The 20402-nt window shown below is 67.0% G+C and carries 18 protein-coding genes; 1 reads left to right on the plus strand and 17 read right to left on the minus strand.

All coding sequences use genetic code 11. From position 1 onward, the window contains the following. Positions 1 to 4: 4 nt before the first annotated feature. The gene (locus AB1451_09005) at positions 5 to 2809 is read right to left on the minus strand and encodes an SLBB domain-containing protein (GenBank protein MEW6683048.1); all 2805 of its coding nucleotides are present in this window, start codon (positions 2807 to 2809) and stop codon (positions 5 to 7) included. A gap of 230 nt (positions 2810 to 3039) precedes the next feature. Between AB1451_09005 and AB1451_09010 the strand changes: the two genes are divergently transcribed. Continuing rightward, the gene (locus AB1451_09010) at positions 3040 to 4017 is read left to right on the plus strand and encodes a hypothetical protein (GenBank protein MEW6683049.1); all 978 of its coding nucleotides are present in this window, start codon (positions 3040 to 3042) and stop codon (positions 4015 to 4017) included. 21 nt (positions 4018 to 4038) lie between these two features. Here AB1451_09010 and AB1451_09015 read toward each other — a convergent pair whose 3' ends face one another. From AB1451_09015 to AB1451_09090, 16 genes are all read right to left on the minus strand, one after another. Further along, positions 4039 to 5169 carry a glycosyltransferase family 4 protein gene (locus AB1451_09015; protein ID MEW6683050.1) on the minus strand — a complete coding sequence of 377 codons (1131 nt, stop codon included), beginning with the start codon at positions 5167 to 5169 and terminating at the stop codon, positions 4039 to 4041. Next, positions 5166 to 6260: an O-antigen ligase family protein gene (locus AB1451_09020; protein ID MEW6683051.1), complete on the minus strand. Its 1095-nt coding sequence runs from the start codon at positions 6258 to 6260 to the stop codon at positions 5166 to 5168. Before AB1451_09020 ends, AB1451_09015 begins: the two co-directional genes overlap by 4 nt. 173 nt (positions 6261 to 6433) lie before the next feature. Continuing rightward, on the minus strand, positions 6434 to 7627 hold the full coding sequence (locus AB1451_09025) for a glycosyltransferase family 4 protein (protein MEW6683052.1): 1194 nt from the start codon (positions 7625 to 7627) through the stop codon (positions 6434 to 6436). Beyond that, complete coding sequence (locus tag AB1451_09030; protein MEW6683053.1) at positions 7624 to 8787, minus strand: glycosyltransferase family 4 protein; 1164 nt, start codon at positions 8785 to 8787, stop codon at positions 7624 to 7626. Before AB1451_09030 ends, AB1451_09025 begins: the two co-directional genes overlap by 4 nt. Continuing rightward, positions 8787 to 9842 carry a glycosyltransferase family 4 protein gene (locus AB1451_09035; GenBank protein MEW6683054.1) on the minus strand — a complete coding sequence of 352 codons (1056 nt, stop codon included), beginning with the start codon at positions 9840 to 9842 and terminating at the stop codon, positions 8787 to 8789. Before AB1451_09035 ends, AB1451_09030 begins: the two co-directional genes overlap by 1 nt. Beyond that, a complete protein-coding gene (locus AB1451_09040; GenBank protein MEW6683055.1) occupies positions 9842 to 10513 on the minus strand; it encodes a class I SAM-dependent methyltransferase in 672 nt (223 codons plus the stop codon). The genes AB1451_09035 and AB1451_09040 overlap by 1 nt, the downstream gene beginning before the upstream one ends. Continuing rightward, positions 10510 to 11364, minus strand: a complete 855-nt coding sequence (locus AB1451_09045) for a methyltransferase domain-containing protein (GenBank protein ID MEW6683056.1) — start codon at positions 11362 to 11364, stop codon at positions 10510 to 10512. The genes AB1451_09040 and AB1451_09045 overlap by 4 nt, the downstream gene beginning before the upstream one ends. A 166-nt stretch (positions 11365 to 11530) precedes the next feature. Beyond that, a complete protein-coding gene (locus AB1451_09050; protein ID MEW6683057.1) occupies positions 11531 to 12241 on the minus strand; it encodes a class I SAM-dependent methyltransferase in 711 nt (236 codons plus the stop codon). Beyond that, positions 12238 to 13326, minus strand: a complete 1089-nt coding sequence (gene rfaQ, locus AB1451_09055; GenBank protein ID MEW6683058.1) for a putative lipopolysaccharide heptosyltransferase III — start codon at positions 13324 to 13326, stop codon at positions 12238 to 12240. Before rfaQ ends, AB1451_09050 begins: the two co-directional genes overlap by 4 nt. Beyond that, positions 13308 to 13856 (minus strand): isoprenylcysteine carboxylmethyltransferase family protein, encoded by a 549-nt coding sequence (locus tag AB1451_09060; GenBank protein ID MEW6683059.1) that lies wholly within the window; start codon positions 13854 to 13856, stop codon positions 13308 to 13310. The genes rfaQ and AB1451_09060 overlap by 19 nt, the downstream gene beginning before the upstream one ends. Then, positions 13853 to 14614, minus strand: coding sequence for a glycosyltransferase family 2 protein (locus tag AB1451_09065; protein MEW6683060.1), 762 nt, complete (start codon positions 14612 to 14614; stop codon positions 13853 to 13855). Before AB1451_09065 ends, AB1451_09060 begins: the two co-directional genes overlap by 4 nt. A gap of 122 nt (positions 14615 to 14736) precedes the next feature. Continuing rightward, the gene (locus AB1451_09070; protein MEW6683061.1) at positions 14737 to 14904 is read right to left on the minus strand and encodes a Trm112 family protein; all 168 of its coding nucleotides are present in this window, start codon (positions 14902 to 14904) and stop codon (positions 14737 to 14739) included. A gap of 18 nt (positions 14905 to 14922) precedes the next feature. Beyond that, positions 14923 to 15987, minus strand: a complete 1065-nt coding sequence (locus AB1451_09075) for a glycosyltransferase family 9 protein (protein MEW6683062.1) — start codon at positions 15985 to 15987, stop codon at positions 14923 to 14925. 215 nt (positions 15988 to 16202) lie between these two features. Beyond that, complete coding sequence (gene waaF, locus AB1451_09080) at positions 16203 to 17783, minus strand: lipopolysaccharide heptosyltransferase II (GenBank protein ID MEW6683063.1); 1581 nt, start codon at positions 17781 to 17783, stop codon at positions 16203 to 16205. Further along, positions 17780 to 18823: a tetraacyldisaccharide 4'-kinase gene (gene lpxK / locus AB1451_09085; GenBank protein MEW6683064.1), complete on the minus strand. Its 1044-nt coding sequence runs from the start codon at positions 18821 to 18823 to the stop codon at positions 17780 to 17782. Before lpxK ends, waaF begins: the two co-directional genes overlap by 4 nt. A gap of 141 nt (positions 18824 to 18964) precedes the next feature. Beyond that, positions 18965 to 20296 carry a 3-deoxy-D-manno-octulosonic acid transferase gene (locus AB1451_09090; protein ID MEW6683065.1) on the minus strand — a complete coding sequence of 444 codons (1332 nt, stop codon included), beginning with the start codon at positions 20294 to 20296 and terminating at the stop codon, positions 18965 to 18967. Positions 20297 to 20402 lie beyond the last annotated feature (106 nt).

The raw sequence follows: 20402 nt of genomic DNA on the forward strand, positions 1-20402 counted from the left end.
TTGACTAGAAAACCACCACGAGCGCCGCGATGGCGATCCCAAATTGCCCCACGATCGTGGCAATGTCACGCCAGAACGGCAAGGGGCGATATTTGGCTTCCATTTCAGGCGGCACCAGAATGGCGTCTCCGGCCTCGATGGCTTTGATCTCATCCGGGCTGACCGAGGAGCCGTCGGCTTTGACCACGTATACGGCTTTGCGGTCGGCGTTGGGGAGAAACCCGCCGGCCAACGCCACATAGTCGTCGATCGAACGCCCCTGCTGGGCCATGACCGCGGTGGGATTGCGCACGCTGCCGATGATCGACACCGACGACGGCGGGGGCGGCACCACCAGATGATCCCCGTCCTCGAGCAGCAAGTCGTTGGGCGTGCCCTCCAGCTCGGCCGGATCGGCCAATCGGATCACCACGCGTCCCAGCGCGGTCTCCGACGCCAGCATCTTGACCGCGTCCTGGCGCGTGGCCAACTCGAAGCGGGCCGCTTCGGCCTCGTCCTTCGACAAACCGCCCATGGCCAAGGAAGCAGCCTCGGCCGTGATCCGCTGCTCGTGCGAAGCCGTGAATTCCCGCAACTGGCGTTCCTGGCTTTCGCGCACGCTCTTGCGCGTGAACACCGCGCCCCGCAAGTACGCCTTCTCAGTGAACCCTCCGGCCCGCCGGACCAAGGAGCTGAGCCGCTCGCCGGGCTGCATCACGTAGGTCCCGGGATACGGGATCTCTCCCTGGATCGTCACTCGATACTGCCGCTTGAGCTCGCCGACCTGCTTGATGAGCAACTCGTCCTCCCCTTGCAGGATGACATTCTGGTCGGGATCGTCGGCCAACACCCGATCCGGATCCAGGGGAATCACGTTGCGGACAACCTGCCCGTCGATGCCCGTGGCCGAGACCCGGACCAGCTCCGCCTCCCGCAACGCGGACTCGCGGGTGAGGCCCCCTTCGAACATCAGGTCGCGGACACGCATGCCCTTGAGCAAGGGGTACACGCCCGGCTTTTTCACCTCGCCGCGAACCGCGACCTGCGGCAGGGCCTTGGCGTCGCTCTTGGTGTAGACCACCACCTCGTCGTCCGGCTGCAGCACGGTGTTCTCGGACCCTTCGCCTTCCAGCAACCGGTCGAGCCGGAAGTAGAGGATCGTGCGCTCGAAGGCGGCGTCTTCCTTGGGCGTTTTCCGCCGGATCTCGGCCCGCGCCACGAACGCATCCTCGGTGGGGTCGCCGGCCTGCCGTATCAGCTCCAGCACCTTCATGTCCTCGTAGAGTTGGTAGCGCCCGGGGTGCCGAACCGCCCCGGTAACGGTCACGACCTGTGGACCATGGAACCGCGACGCGGGATAGACGCGGAGCTCGTCGCGATCCCGCAACTCGAGATTGTGGCGGGGATTGCCAGCCATCATCTGCTCGATGCTGAACGAGACGACGGTCCTGGTCATGGTGGGATACTCGTAGCGGATGATCTCGCTGTAATCGAGCGACGGTTCCGGCAGGAGTTGGTCGTACCTCGCAATGACGTCGCGGACGCGCATGCCGGGCCTGAACTCGTACTCCCCCGGACGCACCACGTGACCGCGCAGCCGCACCACGTGCCGCTGGACGGGGTCGATCGGCGCGAGCCGCACCACGTCCATGTTCTGAATCGGAAACTCGGCTGCCTCATCGACCCGCGACAGGTCCACATCGACCACGATGCGTTTTTCGTGCGCGACCACGCGCTCCACGTGCACGCGGCTGAGATCCGCGGTGGGAAGCGGGCCGCCGGCCAGGCGCAGCGCGTCCGCCAGCGCGGCCGCGCCCTTCAGCTCGTAGATGGCGGGCCGCACCACGTGACCCGACACGCCGACCGTGGCCCCGATGAGCGGCACCAGCACGGTGTCTTCGTGTTGGAGCTTGATGTCCTGGGTCCGGTCGCCCTTGAGCAGGAAGTCGTACAAGTCGATCCGCGACGCGGTCTTACCGCCCCGGATGACCTGCAAGCTCCGCAGACTGCCCCGCTTGGTGGGGCCGCCCGCGACAAAGAGCGCGTTGAGCGCCGTGGACAGCGAGCTCAACGTGTAGCCGCCGGGGCGTTTGACCTCGCCCACCACGTAGACGCGGATGCTGCGTAGCCGCCCCATTCCCACGCTCAGGTGAAAGTCCGTGTAGTACTTTGCGAGGTGGCGCTCCAGGAACGGCCGCAGCTCTTCGTAGCGCAGGCCCGCGACCGGGATCACCCCGGCCCGCGGCAGCGTGATCTCGCCGTTGCGATCGACCTGGACTTTGTACAGGCCGTCGACCAGCCCCCAGAGCGTAATCGTGAACTCATCGCCGGGCCCCACGATGTAGTCGGGCGTCACCGGGACGTCGAGCTGCGGGGCAAACCCCGCGGCCGTACGGTCGAAGATGTCGTAGCCGAACTGCGTCAGCGGCTCGTCGCCGGACTCCGGGATCGCCGTTGCCGTGGGCTCGCCGCTCGGCTCGGGCTGCGTTCGGAAAAATCGCTCCAAATCCGACGGGCCCGCCGCGGTCTCGGCTTCCGGGGTCAAGGGTTCCGGAGCCGGCGTATCCGGGAACGCGTGCCGGGCCGCCGGGGCGGGCGGCGAAGCCGGCTGAGTGGAAGATTTCGGAGCCGGGGTGGAGGACAGCCGCGCGCACAATTCGCCGGCCTGCCGGGGGTCGGTCTGCTGGAGGGCCCGGCACGCGTCTTCGGCCTGCCGAATCAATTCAGGGGACACCGCGGGGGGAGGCGGCTGGGCCTTGGCGCTCGCACCGGCGAGCAAGCCGATCACGAACCCCACTGCCGCGCATCGGGACACGCGCGAACGGGCCATTGCGCTCCTCCTCGAAGGTCCGAGCTGATCCGGTCGGGCCCTCGGAACCTTCCTTACAACCGTTACCGACAATGCGGCACCTGCGCGCAGAGGCGCGCTGGCGTTGTGCACAGGACCGACAGGGAAATTCCGGGTCGAACCATAGCACGCCGGCAATTACGCGCGCAAGCGCACAGACGCCGCGGGTTTCTTGACAGTCGGACTCAGACTCGACTAGCATTGGCGTCCCGTTGCGGTTTTCCGACAAGAAGCCCGCCACGGTCCTGCGTGCCGTGATGTCGCTTGCGTCCCATGTTCGTTGTCCGCGCGTGCTTGCGGATTCGCGGACCGTCCGGCTGGTGATCCTCACGCTGGGATGTCTGGCTTCGGTCGGCGTTCCCGGGGTGGCCGCCGCAGCGACGAATCCGGCCTTTGCGTCGGCACCCGCGGTCTTGGGGCAGACCGGAGTGGTCTCCATCACCTCGGCCGACGTGTTGTCTCGCTGGCAAACGCGCGTCGGAATCACGACATCCCTCGCCTCGGGCAGCGGAGGGAATCGGTTCGACCTGCTGCTGACCGATATCGCCAGCCTCGACAAGGTCCTGGCGTTCCGAGGATCGCTGGCTTTGGGGCTCCCCGGTAACGTCGAGGCCGCGGTGACTGTTCCGTATCTCCGCGTGGAACACGGCGACGAGACCACTGACGGCATCGGGAGCGCGACGGTGTCGGCCAAACTGCGCGTCCGGGACCAGTCAGGCTGGATTCCGGCCGCCGCGGTCTCCGCGTCGTGGATCGCCGACACCGGGGACCACGTGGCGGTCAGCAGCGTCTCGACCAACGGTTACGTTGCCACGGTCTCGGCCCAACTTGCGGTGGGGGACTCGGAATGGGCGCCTACGATCGTCGTCGAACTCGGTGGGTTTTGGCGAGACCTCGGCCGCCCGGAGTCCGACTCCTCGCTCCTGTACGGGGTGGCGGGCATCGTTCCGTTCGCCCGGACCGGGCTGTTGGGAGACACCGGTGAATATCAGATCATCGCGGAGGTTGCCGGCACCGCCACTCGGCGCAGCGTCACGCAGGAGCCGGACGACGTCTCTTCGCTCGCGCTGGGAATTCGTTACCTGGCGGAAGGATGGGGCGTGACGGTCACCGGATTGCTCAGCAAGTACGAGCTGGACGGGAAAAAGAACAGTTCCGGTGGTTTGGTGGAATGGCACGTGACGTTCTGAAGCCTCTCACGACCGCCCCATCTACCGCCGCAATTCGTCATACAGCGCCAGCGTCTCGCGCACATAGCGTTCCTGCGGAAACTGCTCAGCCTGCACGCGGCACGCATCCACGCGGGTTCGCCCCCACCTCAGAACTGTTTCGACCCCGCTCGCAACGGCCTCGACATCCTGGGCGTCTTCAATCACCACTCCGGTGTCCGTTGTCAGCGCTTCAGACGCGCCATTGGCTGCGGTCGTGACAACCGGCAGGCCACACGCCAGGGCCTCGAGACAGACGTTGGCGAATGGGTCGTAGAGCGTCGGAAGCAGTAAGACATCCGCGGCGTGGTACCAGGGCGTGACATCGGTCACAGGACCGACAAACCGCACACGATCGCCCACTCCGAGCGAAGCCGCGATGCGAGCATATCGCCGCGTGTCGCCCCGACCAACCGCGACCAGGGCCGTTTGGCCGGCCTCCCCAGGCGCGAGACGCGCAAGCGTCCTAACTGCAGTCTCGAGCCCCTTGCGCGCAAACCCGGACCCGACGAACAAGATGATGCGGTCGTTCTCACCACATCCTGCCAGCGCGCGGGCCTTGCGCCGCGTCTCCTGATCCGGCGGCCGGAACCGGTCCAGATCCACTCCGTTGTAGATCACGCGAATCCGCGACGGCTCAGCCCGGTAGTGCGTCAGGATCTCGGCCTTGCCGCGCTCCGAGTTGGCGATGATGGCGCGACAACGCCCCTCGAACAGGCCACGTTCGAGTGTCAGATAGACGAGATGTGTTGGGTTGAACGACGGGATCGCGCGTTGCCACGCCGGCTGCGCTGCTCGCCGCCGCCGCAACCACTCGCGGTGCACGCCGTCACCTGCGCGGTAGACATCGCAGGAGTGAACACGGTCGAAGCTGTGAACGATGTCGTATTCACCGGACGCAGCCATAGCCGACGCCCGCAGCGCGAACGACCACACCTCGGCCCAGCGGGTGGCGGAGACAACCGGTACACGGTGTACGGTGATCCCGCCGGAAGCAGACGCTGAATCGTCCCACTTCGCGGCGTACAAATGCACTTCATCGCCCCGCGCGCGCAACGCGCTAGTGAATTGCGCTACGTGGCGTTCAGCACCCCCGAAGGGCGTGTAGGTTTTTCGGATAAGGGCGATCCTCACCGGATCGTGTCGGCGCGCTCGTTGATTAAGACGGCACGCCCCACACCGAGCCCCATGAGAATCCAGAAGAGGTGGCCTGGAGAGTCCCTAAAGAGATGATCGAACTGGTTGCGAAGGATGAAGCCGGCCAACACCATCAACATGCACGCCAGCCAGACGGAGTCGGACGAACCCACCGACACGCTGCGAGCGCCGCGCCACAGTGTGATGGCGACACGCCACAACAGCCAGCAGAATAGGCCCAGGCCAACAAGCCCGAGTTCCAGGGCTGTTTGCACAAAGCTGTTGAAGGCATGGCTCGAATCGATTGCGGGCGTTGCGCTCCGGACACCTGGGGCCGCCAAGTCCGGGGTTTTCTGTCCGTAACCGAAACCACTGACGGGACTATCGGCCAGACGGGGCACAAGGCCTTCCCAATAGGCCGTTCTTCCGTAGTCGTTGAACCAACCGCCAGCAACGACCGTTTCCCGAAGCGACGGCTGGAACGCAAGAGAGCCTATGATCGCCGCAAACACGGCTATCCAGGCGACCAACGCTCGCCGGCTCCTGAGCACGCCATACACCAGGAACTGTAGTGCCACGGCCAGCCACGCGGCCCGGGTGACCGTGGACACGAGGGCGGCCATCAGGACAAGCCAAATCGCCCAAGCAGCCCACCGCGCGGCTGTCTGCCTGGTCGCAAGCGCCAAATAGAGCGCGACAGGAATAGCGAGCACGAGGTAGGAGCTTAGAAAAATCGGGTCGGACGTAAACGAGGACGTGCGCCCGCCGCGGCTGAGAATGAGATCTAAACTCCATTCCGACTCGACTACCGCATAGGTGCCAACAACCAGGCCGGCCAGGGTGATCGACCACGCCAGCACGTCGACCGCGCGCTCCCGGCGAGACGCGCTGACGGCCAAGACGAACATCACTCCGTTGGCGAGTAGTTCGTTCTTAATCTCCCTGGCGCTATACGGCACATCAAGTGCGGTTACAAGCGCCACAATCGACCAGGACACGAACAACAGGAGGGGAATATCGACGGGCGTTCTCACCCAACGCCAACCCGGGTTCGCATACCACTGCCCTACCCAACCGATGATGGCCAAGGCAAAAAGCGTTGACCGGAGAGTGCCTGTGTGGGCGTACGGCATGATGGCGGCCAACCCGGCCAGGCTCCCCAGGGCGAGCCACTGCCAGATCGTCGCGCTCCGCGCTCTCTCGGCGGATTGCGGTAAGGTCACGGTCGTCGCGGCCGGCTGCTGACCCACGTCCGACCTGGTCAGTGAGCCGCTTCGTAGGCGTGTCGGTAGGCTTTCCACATCACGTCCCGGTGATGGTCCCAGGAGTACGTTTCGACGGTCTTTCGAGCGGCCTGACCGTAGGCACGGACAAGGTCGCGATTCTCGTACAGGGCCAGCAGCGCCTCTTTGATCGCCCCGTCGTCCCGTATCGGCACCACGAACCCTTCTTGGCGATCCCTCGCCACTGCACCGGCGTTCGGTGTGACGATCACGGGTACGCCGCAGGCCATGGCTTCGTACGTCACTTTGGCGCTGCCCTCGACCAGCGACGGCAAGACCAGCACCGACGCGCGTCGGTAGAACGACGTGGTGTCGTCGCTCCACGGCACATGTTTGATGGACGGGTCTGTGACCTTGGCCAGCAATGCTTTTACGTCGTCGTGGAGCGGACCCAGCAAGGTCAATTCGGCGTCTCGCAAGCGCAGCGCGGTCCACGCGCGTAACAAGTACGGCAAACCTTTTCGCAGGCAGAGTTGGCCCGCGAAGAGCGCGCGGAAGGTCCGGTCCCGTTCTCGAGTAGACGGCGGCGTGAAGCGATTGGTGTCCACCGCGCGCGGCACCACCACGAGTTTCTCGCGCGGCACACCCTGGGCCACGAAGGTCTCCACTGCGTAGGGAGACTGCACGATCACCCGGTCCGCGCGATCGATCTCCTCCAATCCTACGGTCAACGATCTCGACACCGCATCGATGGTCGCCAGCAGCCCGTTGAGGCGCACCGGCCTCCGTTGGATCCCGAAGCGATCGTATTCTTCTTCCAGCAGGTCCATCGAGACTTTGGGATGGAGCGATGCGCGCTCCACGAACGCCACGGCCCCGACCTCGTGGGCGGCCTCGATCGACCGGATGCTCTCCGTAGACCACCCGTGGAACACGTCGCAGCCCTCCCGGCGAATCACCGAGGACGTGACGCGATCCAAGTGGATGCGCTTGAGGGGGTAATAGTACCGGGACGAGAAGTTCGAAAATAGATGATAGGGATGAAACCGGATCAAGCGGAGGCGATCCTTGGGAATCTCGTTCTGACGGCTGCCGTAGAACACGCCTTTGACCAAGGCGCCGCGAGCGTGGATGCCTTTGAGCAGTTCGAGGGCGTCGAGCCCGAGGCCCGACGCGCCGATCTTGGTGAAGCACGAGTAGATGATGCGCGGATGGGTCGTGGCGTCGGTCACCAGCCGCGAGCCTCCCGCATGGTTGAGTGCGCCACGCCGCGGCGGCGCATCAGATCGTCGTAGAGCGCGTCCAACCGATCCAGCATGGCGTCCAGCCGGTAGCGTTCTTCGATCAAGCGGCGAGCGGCCGATGCCAGGTCACGCCGGAGGTCGTCGCGCTGCAACACGCCGACAATGCGGCCTGCCAGCGCTTCGGGGTCGAGCGGCGGCGCCAGCAGGCCGGTTTCGCCGTCGCGGACCACCTCGGACACCGAGCCCACGTTGGTGGCCACTACAGGGACCTCCATGGCCATGGCCTGGAGCACGGCCTGCGGCACGCCCTCGTGGCCGAAGGAACTCAGCACGAACACGTCGAGGTCCGCCAGCACCGACGCGACGTCCGGGCGGTGGCCGGTCATGGTCACGGCCGACGCCAGGCCGAGTCGCTCGATGTAGTCTCGGATGTTCGGAGCGCGCGGGCCGTCGCCCACGATCACGAACCGCGCGTCGGGAACTTCCTTCAAGACCAGCCGGGCTGCATCCAGAAAGTCTTCGTGGCCCTTCCAACTCCGCAACACCGCGACGATCCCCACCAGCGGCGAATTTCGCGGAATGCCGTACGCGTCACGCAACGTTCCCTTCGCGGACGCGCGGGAGAACATGGCCGTGTCCACGCCGGTTGGAATCGACACGATCTTGCGTGCGTCGAACCCGTGGCGCTCGATCATGGTGGCGCGGATGGACTCGCCGGTCGTGATCACCGCGTCGGGCAAGGTGTTGTAGAGAAAGCGGGTCACGATGGATCGCTCGATGGGTGTCGACAAGTGGCGGGTCCGGATCAAGATCGGCTTTCGGCCGGCCAGTCTGGTTGCCGCGGACGCGAGCCAGCTATCCCGCGAGCTGTGGGTGTTGACGATGTCCACCCGCTCGTCGCGGATGACCGCGCGCAACCGCCCGATGGCCGCCCACATCCTCCACCCGTCCATGGCGACGCGGACCGTTGGCACGCCTCTGCCGCCGGCTTCCTCGAGCAGACGGCTGCCCGGCGTTGCGGCGATGAGCACCCGGTGACCGCGCCGCTGCATGCCCTCGGTTTCGGTGAGGATCCGGATCTCCTGGCCGCCCCACCCGTTCGAGGATTCGGTGTGGAGGATGGTCAGTCCCGGTGGACGCGCCGGCATCAGACGTTGACCGCTTCCTTGGAATCGACGGTGGCGGCCGACGGCGCCGTTATCTTGCACACCTCGCGCAGAACCGCGACGAACGCCTCGGAGCATCGCGCGAGCGAATACTGCGCCTCCACGGTGCGGCGCGCGGCGTGACCCAGGCGAGCGCGCAGCGCGGGGTTTTCGATCAACCCCAGCAACGCACCGGCCCACTCCTCCGGCGTGTCCGCGAGCAACCCATTTTCTCCGTGCCGGATGATCGATCGGTTCACTCCCACCGGCGACGCCACCGCGGGCAGCCCCGCCGCCATGTACTGCAGCAGCTTGAACCCGCACTTGCCTCGGCTCCACGCCGTGTCGTCGAGCGGCATCACGCCGATGTCGAAACCAACGAGGTCATCGGCCTCGCGATCCAGGCGCCACGGCACGTACTCCACGGGAATCGCCGTGGGCTCGGGGCTCCCATCGGACACCACGCGGAGCAAGACCTGGACCCCTCGCTGCGCCAGCGTTTCGAACGCCGGCGCCAGCATGCGCAGATATTTCAAGTTGCCCCGCGTGCCGATCCAGCCGATCACCACCCCTGCGCCGCCACCGTCGGCGGTGCCGGGTGCCTTCACCCGATACGCCGCAGGATCGACGCCGGTCGGGATCACCCGCACGTGTGGGTAGCCGGCCGCGTACCGCGCCAACTCGTCATTGCCCGCGATCACGGCATCGCAGCGCGCCAGCGTCTCCGCCAAACGCGCCGCGCGACGGGGATCTTCTGCTGCGCCGAACGGGCCCACCGTCACCGCGTCGTCAAAGTCGTAGACGAGCCGCCGTGCCTTGCGCGCCACCAGCCACAAATCCCATCGCTGCAGCAGCTTTTTCTGGATCACCACGGCGTCGTAGCGCGGCAGCGCGGCGAAGCGGGCCGAGCGCGCCAACGGGGAGCGCGGCACGTCGATCACGTCCACGTCGAACCCCGCGTCACGCAGCGCCGGCACGTGGCTGAGTCCGCGCAGGCGGCTGCTCGGGGTAGCGAGCGCTTCGAGCACGAGCAGCACGCGCGGCCGGAGTTGCGTCATCACACCCGGCCTTCCGCCACGATGGTGGGCGCAAAGTCGATGTCCAGGTAGCGGTGCAGGTACACCCCGACGTGCAGGCGCAGCCATCGTTGCAGGAACGGCGCGTTGTAGACCCGGCTCACGCGCACGTCGCGGTAGCCCAGGCCCTCCAGAATCCCGGCGATCTCGTCGTACCGGTAAAAGGTCTTGTGCGTACAGTCCCCCCAATACCGCGTGGGATGCAGCACGTTGGGCGTGGTAAGGATGATCGTGCCCCCGGGGGTCAAGAGGCCTTTGAGACGATCGAGCAGGTCGATCCCGTCGGACAAGGCCAAGTGCTCGATCACTTCAACCAGCACGATCGCGTCGAATCGCTCGGTGATGGCGGCCAGGTCGTAGTAGTCGTGGTCGTGGGTGCGATCGATGTCCATGCTGCGATACACGACCTGGGGGAACGGACCGCTCAACCGAGCGGCCAGGCCCCGGCTGCCCGCCCCGACCTCCAGCACGCGCGAGTGGGTCGCGAGGTTGGCGGTGATCCGATCAAAGTAGCGCTTGACGATGGGGAGGTCCCAGATGTCACCGAGCCGACCACGCGCCTCCACCCGGTGCCGGTACAACACGCTCCATGCCACCTCGCCGTCCTGAGAGCGAAGGCCCAGCTCGCGCCCCACGTCAAGCGAATCGGTCATCTCGGCATCTCATGGTCGGGCTTGACCCCGCAGAGCACCACGCTGCTCAATCCCGTCCCTCCCCATCCATGCCGGAGCCCGAGGCGGTGAAACACCCCTTCGAGACGAACCTTGTGACGACCATTCACCAACAGGTTGGTCTTGAAGAAGGGGCTGAGGACCTGGGAGAACCCTGCCGCCTCAAACAACGCAGCCAGGTCCGCGTAACTGTATAGCCGGAGATGGAGCGTTCCTTCGGCATCGTCATCGTCATGGTGGCGGTACCGGTTGGGCGTCACCACCACGTAGCGCCCACCGGGCTTGAGCACGCGCCGCACCTCGGCCAGATGGAACGGCACGTCGTCCGGATGCAGGTGTTCCAGGAACTCCGTGCTCACCGCGCAATCGAACGTATCGTCTTTGAACGTGAGGCGCACGCCGCTTTCACGATGAAACTCCGCGTTACTCACCCCGTGTTCCTTCTGATTGCGCCGGCAGAGTTCGATACACTGGTCTGAGATATCGACGCCCACCACGTGGCGATTGCTCGTCGCCAGCGCGAGCGACAGCCACCCCTCGCCGCACCCCAGTTCGAGCACCTCGTTATGACCCGATCCGACCAGCCCCACTTCGGAGGTCGCGCGGGCCCACGACGGCGCGAGACGCCGGATCCACTCTTTGGCGCGCCGCGAACCGCCAGCCTGGCCCTGTGCTTGCTTCCGATACAGAAACGACCGCCGCCCGCTGTCGCTGCGCAGATAGGTGTGAAACGCCTCGTACACCTCGCGGTACGCCACATCCCGCTCCGCCGTGCCGGCGTCCAGCAGCCGCGTGGCCAACTTGGCCTGGAGTGTGCGCTCTCGGTCATCCATCTATCGCTCACCACTCCCTAACACTAGCAGGGTGCTGAAAAACTCTGCACCCTGCTTTCCCAGGGGCTCGCGCCCCTAGGACGGCCCCGAAGAGCGGGGCCTGTGACCCCTCGAAGGGAGCCCACCCCCTTCGAGCAACCCCCACGCAGGCTTTTTCAGCAGCCTGCTAGCACTCGCGTCGCCACAACCACACAAATCGGTCGGCGAACATCGACTCGAGCATCGGAGGAATGACAAACCGCTTCCGCCCCACACGACGCAACCGCTGCAGGCGCACGAGATCGACCAGCGGCAAGAACCCGAACGACCTCGTCCGTTCCAACCGAAAGCCCCGCTGCTCAAACATTCCGGCCAGGCGTCGTTTCACAAAGAAGCGAAAATGATACCCCTCATCATCCGGCGGCTTGCCCTGCAACGCGCGGATTCGCCGTTTGTAGTAGGCGTTGTTGGGCGTGGTCATCAACACGCGCCCGCCGCGTTTCACGATGCGAGCCAGCTCGTCGACCAGGTGCTCGGCATTCACGATGTGCTCGATCACTTCGATCATCATGGCATGATCGAAGGCATCATCGGGAAGCGGCAGTGGAGCGTTGAAATCCGCCTGCACGGCCTCAAAGCCGAACGCCCGGGCGTGATCAAGGTTGGTCGGAACCGCGTCCACCGCCGTGACCTCCCATCCCCGGTCACGAGCCAGCCGGGCCATTTGACAGGCGCCACACCCTACGTCGACCATACGCACACTACGCCCTTCCGGCGCCTGCAGCAATTCCAGCGCATAACGATAACTGGGGTTGTTCACGAGCTCAGCCGAACGGACCCGCTCAAAGCTCGATCGCGGGATCTGGCTCATCACACCGATTTCGGACTGATCGCTCATGAGTGCTTGACGGTAAGGAGCGCCAGTTTCGCGTCGATCGCCTTCAGCGCGTGATCTGGTGAGATCACGGCCAGCGCGGCAGTGATCTGGGCTTTGCGATCAGCCTTTGCCGCAGCCTCCGGCGTCGGAGCCTCGATCACGGTGTGTCCCTCCCCCCACGGTCGCCAATGGAGGACCGAGCCGCTCCACATGATCGCCACCACCGGCGTGCCGACGGCCGCGGCCATGTGCATGGGTGCGGAGTCGATGCCGAAGAAGAGCGTGCAGCGCGCGGACAATGCGGCCAGTTGTTTGAGCGTGGTCTGCCCCAATAGCGCGACCGGGCGCCGGCTGCAGCGCGCGAGGATGCGTTCGGCCTTTTTGATTTCGTACTGCGCCGGGCCCGAGGTCACCATCACCCGCAGCCCGCGGTTGGCGAGCGCGTCGATGACCGCCGCGGTGCCCTCTTCGGTCCAGCACTTGAACAGCCACCGCGAGGTCGGATGCACCTGGATCACGGGTTCGCCGGGCGCGATACCCCACTCGCGCCACCAGCGATCCACCGCGGCGTCGTCCTCCGGCGTCCAATGCAGGTCGACGCGGCGATCCGGCGTGGTGATGCCCACGCCTTCCACCAACTCCAGGTTCTGGAGCACGGTGTGCCGGTCGTAGGCCGGGCCCGGCACGCGGTGCGTCCACAGCCGGCGCTTGCCCAACATGCCGGCATGCGTGTCGAAGGCCAATCGCACCCGCGCCCCGGACAGCCACGCCAGAATCGCGGCGCGGTCGCCACTGGTGAGATCAATGGTCATGTCGAAGCGCTTCGCGCGGATGTCGCGCAGGAACTTTAGTTCGCTCGCCGCGCGCGCCCCGATCCCCATGCCTTCGCCGCGCGGCGGCGCGATGACCTCGTCCAGACACGGGTGCCCGCTCAGCATCGCTTCGGTGCCCGGGGTGACCAACGCGGCCACGTGGGCCTGCGGGAATCGCTCCCGGACCGCGCGGATGGTGGGAACGGTGAGCAACACGTCCCCGATGTGCCGGAGCTTGATGATGAGGACGCGACGGATCGCCGAGGGGTCGAAGATCAGGTGAGTTCCTCCCACCACATCTTCAAGATCACCACCGCCAACACGCCGACCACCGCGGCCCAGGTCTTGAATTCGCGGTGCTGCCGCACCAGCGTCCAGCGAAACGGCGCGCTCCGCCAGCCCGTGACGCGCGGGAAGAACCTGGGCACCTCGCGGCAGTACCCCACGAACGCGTCGCCGAATCGCTGAAGCAGCTTGCGTTCCTCTTCCTCGATGGTGGCGTCGTAGATCAGCCCGAAGACCACGATGAACGCGAGCAGCACCGACCACCGGTTGGCCATGAGCGAGAAGCCGAAACCCAGCATGAAGTTGCCCAGATACAGCGGATTCCGCGTCAGGGAATACGGGCCGTCCATGGCGAGCCGATAGTCTTTGTGAATGTAGCCGGACGACCACGTGCGGACCACCTCGCCCAGCACCACCAACGGCAAGCCGACCAGGATCGAACGCGGGGTGGGGTGTGCGAGCGCCAGAAAGAACACGGCGAACGCAGCGCTGGTGGCGATCCGATGCCGGCTCACGAACCGGCGAACGCGCGCGATCACCGAGACCCCTTGGATGCCCGCGCGGCTTCCCACGCCTTGGCGTACTTGAAGAACGTGTACGAGGCGTAGCATCCGGCCAGCAGCAGACCGCGCATCCCGTCGGAGAAGCCTCGCTTCGCCACGTACATCCGCAGGAAGGTCAGCCCCGGTCGCACCAGCAGGTCCTGGGGACCCGGCGTCACGCCCGCCTTGCGCAACTCGATCGCCGCCAACGTGGAATAGCGCTCCATTCGTACGACATACTCCGACAGGGTGCGGTAGGTGTGGTGGTCGATGGGCCCGCGGAGACGGCCGACGCGTCCGTCCACGTCCACCGCCTCGTGCACCTCGCGCGAGCGAAAGCGCCCCTTGCTCCGCCGGAACAAGCGCAGATTGTAATCCGGATACCACCCTCCGTACCGCATCCACTGCCCCAGGAAATAGCTGCGCCGGGGCACGTCATACCCGTCGCACTCCGGTCCGCGGTCCAGGACCTCGGCGATTTCCGCGCGAAGCTCGGGCGTGACCCGCTCGTCCGCGTCCAGGCTGAAGACCCAGTCGTGGGTCACGCGATCGAGCGCGAAGTTCTTCTGCGCCGCGTACCCCATCCAGGGCTGGCGAACCACCCGCGCGCCGGCGCGCTCCGCGATTTCCACGGTCCGATCGCGGCTCCCGCCGTCCACCACCACGACCTCGTCGGCCCACGCCACGCTGGCTATGCACTCGCCGATGTCCGCTTCCTCGTCCTGCGCAACGATGGTGACAGACAGCTTCGGCATTCGCTATCGCCGACTGAGAAAACACCCAAGGCCACCCCCTCCCTTGCCCTCCCCCCTTGAGGGGGAGGGGAGGGTGGGGGGTGCCTGTTCATCCCTGGTGTGCCGCGCCAGCTCAGAGCCACTCACAGGCGGATGGCTTCGTCGACAAGCATCACCGGAATATCGTCTTTGATTGGATACTGCAGGCGACAGACATCGCAGATCAGGCCGTCGCCCCTTTCCGCGAGACGGATCGTGCCTTTACACTTTGGACACGCCAGGATGTCGAGCAGCTCTCGGTCGATCGCCATCACACCCTCCCGGTTCGTTCACAAGCCACGGACACCCACGGCCCGCACCACCTCGTCGACCTGAATCTCCCGCATACACGCGAAACCGGCCGCGCAGCGCCGGTTGAAGGACGGCCCCGGCACCCACCCGCACGCGCACGGGTGTTTGATCACGGTGTGCCCGGTTCCGACCGGCGCCGCGGTCGCGGGATCCGACGGCCCGTACACCGCCACGGTGCGGACGCCCAACGCCGCCGCAAGATGCAGCGGCCCGGTGTCCCCCGCGATCACGGTTTCCGCGCGTTTCAGCAGCGCGGCGAGCGCTCCCACCGTGGGCGGCGCGGCCACCGCTGCGGGGCGAGGCATGGCCTTCACGGCCTCGCTGACCGTCGCGCGGTCTTCGGGACCCGCCACGATCACCACCCGACGACCCGCGCCCGCCAGCCGCTCAGCCGCCGCGAGCCAGCGCTCCACCGGCCAGCGCTTGCCCGGATGGCCCGCGCCGGGATGGAGAGTCGTCAGAGCCGCCGCGCTTCCGCCCGCCTGGGCGTCGGTCCACGCGCGAGCCCATGTCTGATCCGACTCCGGGATACGGATCTCGAATCGCGTGTCCCCGGACGGGATTCCGAGCGCGGCCAACACGCCGCGATTCTTTACCAGTGCATGCGCGGCACCGACCGGCGCGGCGTGGCGCGTCATGCAATACGCGTTTGCCCGTTCGCGACAGTCGCTCGATGCGAACCCCACGCGGATCGGCGCGCGGGTCAGCCGCGCCGCAACCCCGCTCTTGAGCAACCCCTGGGCGTCGATCGCAAGATCGAATCGCCCTGCAACGGCTCGCGCGAAGCCACGGAACTCCGACCACGCGGAGGCCCATCGGCCTCGGCGCAACAAGTCCCGCCACAACCTCGTATCAACGGTGACGACCTCATCCACGCCCGGGTGCAACCGCGGCAGGGCCGCCAACCGTGCTTCGACGATCCACGTGAGCCTGGCCTTGGGCCGATGCGCCTTGACCGCAGAGACCAGCGGGAACGCATACACCACATCGCCCAACGCCCCGAGCTTGACCACCGCAATCCTCGGCGCCGGCCCCAGTTCCACGTTCGATTCAGCGCCAGACAAATCGCCTATCCCGCGGTTGATTCTTCAAGCCCGTTCAGGAATGGTCGGATGCCCCCTTCGGGGACTTCCAACATTTCCACTCCCGAAGGACGGTCGCAAGGCGCCGCGAGCACCGGACCTGTAGGGGCGTATTGCAATACGCCCCTACAGAACGTGAGGACCGGACGCGCAGCGGCAACGCCGCAGACGGCCGTTCATGGACGGGCGCTTGGTGAAAAACCCAGCCATTGTACAGCGTCATAGAGATCCCGCGCAATATAATCCGGCCGCGGACCGTCAGCCAGGTCCGACTCGGTCCGCGTTCCGTGGCCCGTCTGCACCAAGATCGACAATCCTCCGAGACGGCTTCCCAATTCGATGTCAACCGCCTTGTCGCCGATCGTCGCCGAGCGCGTCGCGTCTACCCTCAAGTCGCGAGCAGCGCGGAGCGCGAGGGTCGATTCCGGCTTTCGGCACGCGCACGCCTCCTCGGGTCGATGCGGGCAGGAGTAGATCCCGTCCACCCGCGCCCCGCGTTCGGCCAGCAGCGCGCGCAACCGAGCGTGGATCCGGTCCAGCGCGTCGGGCGCGATCAGGCCGCGCCCCACCCCGGATTGGTTGGTGACGATGGCCACCTTCACGCCCGCGGCGTTCAGGGCGGCCACGGCCTCGGCCGCACCGGGAAGCAAGGCCAGTCGCTCGGGATCGGCCAGGTACCCCTCGTCGTGGTTGAGGGTTCCGTCGCGGTCCAGAAAGACGATCTGGATTTCACCCGTCGCGGACCGTCCGATCGCCGCATACACCTCGTCCACCGACACCGCGGTCATGCACCGATGGTCGATGGGGCAGTCTCGATATCGGCACGGCGCACAGTCCACGGCGTGCTGGAGCAGCGTGACGCGCTGGCCGATCGGGCTCGTCGCCCGCGGGTCGGTGGGGCCGAAGATCGCGGTGACCGGCACCCCCAGCGCCGCGGCCAGGTGCATGGGCCCCGAGTCATTGGTCACCAGCCGCCGGCACCAGGTCAGGATCGCCATGACGTCGCGAATCGTGGTCAAGCCTGCCGCGTTCACCGCGCGACCGTCGAGTCCCGCCGTGATCGTGTCGCCCAGCGCGCGCTCCGCCGCGGAACCGAGCACGATCACGAACCCGCCGTCGCGCACCAGCCGGTTCGCCACCGCGGCGAACCGCTCCGCGGGCCATCGTTTGGCCGACCCGTAGGCGGCCCCGGGGTTCATCGCGACGATCCGATCGGTTGATTTCGCGCCCCATTCGGCAAGCCGCTCCCGCGCGTTGTCGCGCTCGTTCGCAGTCACGGCCAGCGACACCGCCCGCGCGTCGCCGTCCAGGCCCCAGGCCGACAGCAGCCCCAGATAGTAGCTCGTCATGTGCGGGAGCGGTCGGCGGGGCGCCGGGAGCGCGACGGACAACAACGGGCCGCGGCCGTCGGTGCGATACCCCACACGCGTCGGCACGCGGGCCCACGCGGCCGCCAGCGCGGAGTCGAACGAGTTGGGCAGCAACAGCACGGTATCGAACGCCCGCCGGCGGATCTCCGCGGCCAGGCGTACCCGCCCGAGTACTCCGGAGTGGGATCCCCGATGATCGTCGACCACCACCTCGTCGACGGCCGGATGGCCCGCCAACACGTCCGCCACCGCGGATCGCCCCAGGACCGATATGCGCGCGGCCGGAAACCCCGCCCGCAGCGCGGTCAGCGTCGGGGTCGCCATCACCGCGTCGCCGATCCAGTTCGGCGCGCGCACCAGCAACGATCGCGGCGCTGCGGGGATCACGCAGGCCTGCCCACTCGCGCCGCCAGACGATCGAGCATCGCTTCCCAGGGACCCGTCGGCTCGATCACGGCGTGGATCCGGACCGCCCACACCCCCTGCTGCGGCGTGGCCCACTGCTCCAGCTTCACTGCGTCCTTCTCCGTGGTCAGGATCATGTCCGCACCGATGTCACGGGCGCGGGCGACCAGGCGCTCCAGATCCGAGCGCAGGTAGGGATGATGATCCGAAAACCTCACGGCCTCCACTACGCGTGCATTGGCTCGCGTGACCAGGTGCGTGAATGAGTCGAAACGGCCTACACCGGCAGCGGCCAGCACCCGCGCGCCGTCCAGACGCTCCGGCGACTGCTCGCGCCCGGTGGCCACCTCGACCAAACTCTGCGGCTCGAAGCGGGCGCGAAAGACCGGGAGCGTCCCGGCCTGGTCCCGCACTTCGCGTTCCACCGCAGCCACCGCACCGGGATCCGCCTGGTCCACGCGGGTGATCACCACGGCAGTGGCGCGCGACAAGGCCGCCAGCGGCTCGCGCAGCCGACCCCGTGGCAGGAGTGCCGCCCGATCGATGGGATCCGTCGCATCCCACAGGAGCACGTTCTCGTCGCGCGCAATCGCGAGGTGCTGGAATCCATCATCCAGAATCACCACCCCCGGCCGCAAGGCGTCGCCGAATCGCCGCCAGGCCGCGACCCGGTTTGCGCCCACGATCACCGCCGCGCCCGGCAACCGCCGGGCCATGAGCGCAGGCTCGTCACCGCTTTCTTCCCACGCAAAGGTGGTCCCCCGCCCGTCGGACACCAACGCGCCAGCGCGCTCGCCTCTTCCCCCGTACCCCCGACTGAGCACCGCGACACCAACGCCCCGCTTGAGCAGCGCTTCACCGATCGCAATCACCAACGGCGTCTTGCCGGTGCCACCCACGGTCAAATTGCCCACCGAAATCACCGGCCGCCCCAGATGGTGGACATGCCCCCAACCAGCCCCATACCACCGCAGCCTCGCCTGCACGGCACTGCCGTAAATCCACGACAGGGGCGTGAGCATCCAGTTCATCCCTGCATTAACCGCGATAGCGGAGCCCGTTCAGGAGCGCGCCAGATGCAAGGCGCCGCGAGCACCGGAGCGGAGCGTACTGTGTGCGTACGTGAGCACCGGATGCGCAGCGGCAACGCCGCAGATGGCCGCTCATGGACGGGCTCCCCCCAACTCCGCGAGCCAGGGATCGAGCAGGGAGATCGTCCGCTCCACCGCCCCCCGGTTGCGGGCCACCATATCGAGGCCGCATTCGCCCATGCGGCCTCGCAACGCGTCGTCTGCGAGCAACCGCCGCAGGTGCGCGGCCAGCGCGTCACCCGACGCCACTTGCACGCCGCCTCCTGCGTCGCGCAGGGCCTGCGCAATTTCTTCGCACTTGTGCGTGTGCGGGCCGAAGAGCACGGGTTTGCCCCGGGCCGCCGGCTCCAACAAGTTGTGCCCGCCCACCGGCACGAGGGTTCCGCCCACGAACGCCACCGTGGCATCGCCGTACAGCGACGCCAACTCCCCCAACGTGTCCAGCAGAATGACCGGCGGCCCGGTCCCCGCCCGTCCGTTCCCGGCGGCGATCGCGGACCTGCGGATGGGCTCAGCGCCGGCCTCCCGGACCAGCGTTTCGACCTTGTCGAGTCGATCCAAGTGCCGCGGTGCGAGCAACAGCACGAGGCGCGGCTCTTCCCGTCGAACGCGAAGGTACGCCTCGAGGAGCAGGGATTCTTCACCGGGATGGGTGCTCCCCGCGACCCACAACCGCTCGTCGGGCGCGAGTCCGAGCTCCGCACGCCGGGGCGTCCCCTCGGCCTCGTCCACGCCCTGGTCGAATTTGAGGTTGCCGGTGATCACGATCCGGTTCGCGTCCACCCCGATGGACGCCAGCCGCCTGGCATCGGCCGCGGTCTGCGCGGCCACGCCCATCAGCCCGGCCAGCGCCGGCGCGAACAGACGCCGTCCCCAGCCGTACCGTCGCGCCGACCGCTCGGTCAGTCTGGCGTTGACCAGAAACGCGGGCACGCCGCGTCGCGCGAGCGCGAACAGAAAGTTGGGCCACAACTCGGTTTCCACCGACAGGAACAGGCCCGGAGCCACCGCGTCCAGGGCGCGGTTGATCGCGATCGGCAGGTCGAGCGGGAAGTACGCGGTGGCGTCGGCCTGGGGGACGCGCTCGATCACGGTCTGACGCCCGGTGGCGGTGACCGTGGTAACCAGCAGGCTGAGGCCGGGGTACCGGGTTTTGATCGCGCGCAGCAACGGCGCCGCGGCCGTGACCTCGCCCACGGACACGGCGTGGACCCAGACGGGCCGACGGCCGCGCAACGCCGCGGCGGTCTCCGGCACGCGCCCCAAGCGCTCGGCCAGGGCCAGCCCGGTCCCCCGGCGGACCGCCCGCACCGCGTAAGCCGGCGCGGTCACCACGAGTCCCGCCGCCAGCGCCGCCGTGTATAAGGTCCGAAACACTAAGTTCCCGGCATTGCCGCTCGTCATCCGGCCTGGCCGTCAAGAAGGCGGCGGATGCCCCCTTTCGGGGACTTCCTCGTTTCGATTTTTGAAGGTGGGTCGCAAGGCGGAGCAAGCGCCCGCACCTGTAGGG

This window comes from Nitrospirota bacterium (genome assembly GCA_040757335.1).
Lineage (GTDB): Bacteria > Nitrospirota > Nitrospiria > 2-01-FULL-66-17 > 2-01-FULL-66-17 > JBFLXB01.

Coding starts and splice junctions, on each gene's coding strand:
- AB1451_09005 (MEW6683048.1), bottom strand. CDS start 2,809: ATGGCCCGTTCGCGCGTGTCCCGATGCGCGGCAGTGGGGTTCGTGATC.
- AB1451_09030 (MEW6683053.1), bottom strand. CDS start 8,787: ATGCCGGCGCGTCCACCGGGACTGACCATCCTCCACACCGAATCCTCG.
- AB1451_09035 (MEW6683054.1), bottom strand. CDS start 9,842: ATGACGCAACTCCGGCCGCGCGTGCTGCTCGTGCTCGAAGCGCTCGCT.
- AB1451_09040 (MEW6683055.1), bottom strand. CDS start 10,513: ATGACCGATTCGCTTGACGTGGGGCGCGAGCTGGGCCTTCGCTCTCAG.
- AB1451_09045 (MEW6683056.1), bottom strand. CDS start 11,364: ATGGATGACCGAGAGCGCACACTCCAGGCCAAGTTGGCCACGCGGCTG.
- AB1451_09050 (MEW6683057.1), bottom strand. CDS start 12,241: ATGAGCGATCAGTCCGAAATCGGTGTGATGAGCCAGATCCCGCGATCG.
- AB1451_09065 (MEW6683060.1), bottom strand. CDS start 14,614: ATGCCGAAGCTGTCTGTCACCATCGTTGCGCAGGACGAGGAAGCGGAC.
- AB1451_09070 (MEW6683061.1), bottom strand. CDS start 14,904: ATGGCGATCGACCGAGAGCTGCTCGACATCCTGGCGTGTCCAAAGTGT.
- lpxK (MEW6683064.1), bottom strand. CDS start 18,823: ATGCTCACGCCCCTGTCGTGGATTTACGGCAGTGCCGTGCAGGCGAGG.
- AB1451_09090 (MEW6683065.1), bottom strand. CDS start 20,296: ATGACGAGCGGCAATGCCGGGAACTTAGTGTTTCGGACCTTATACACG.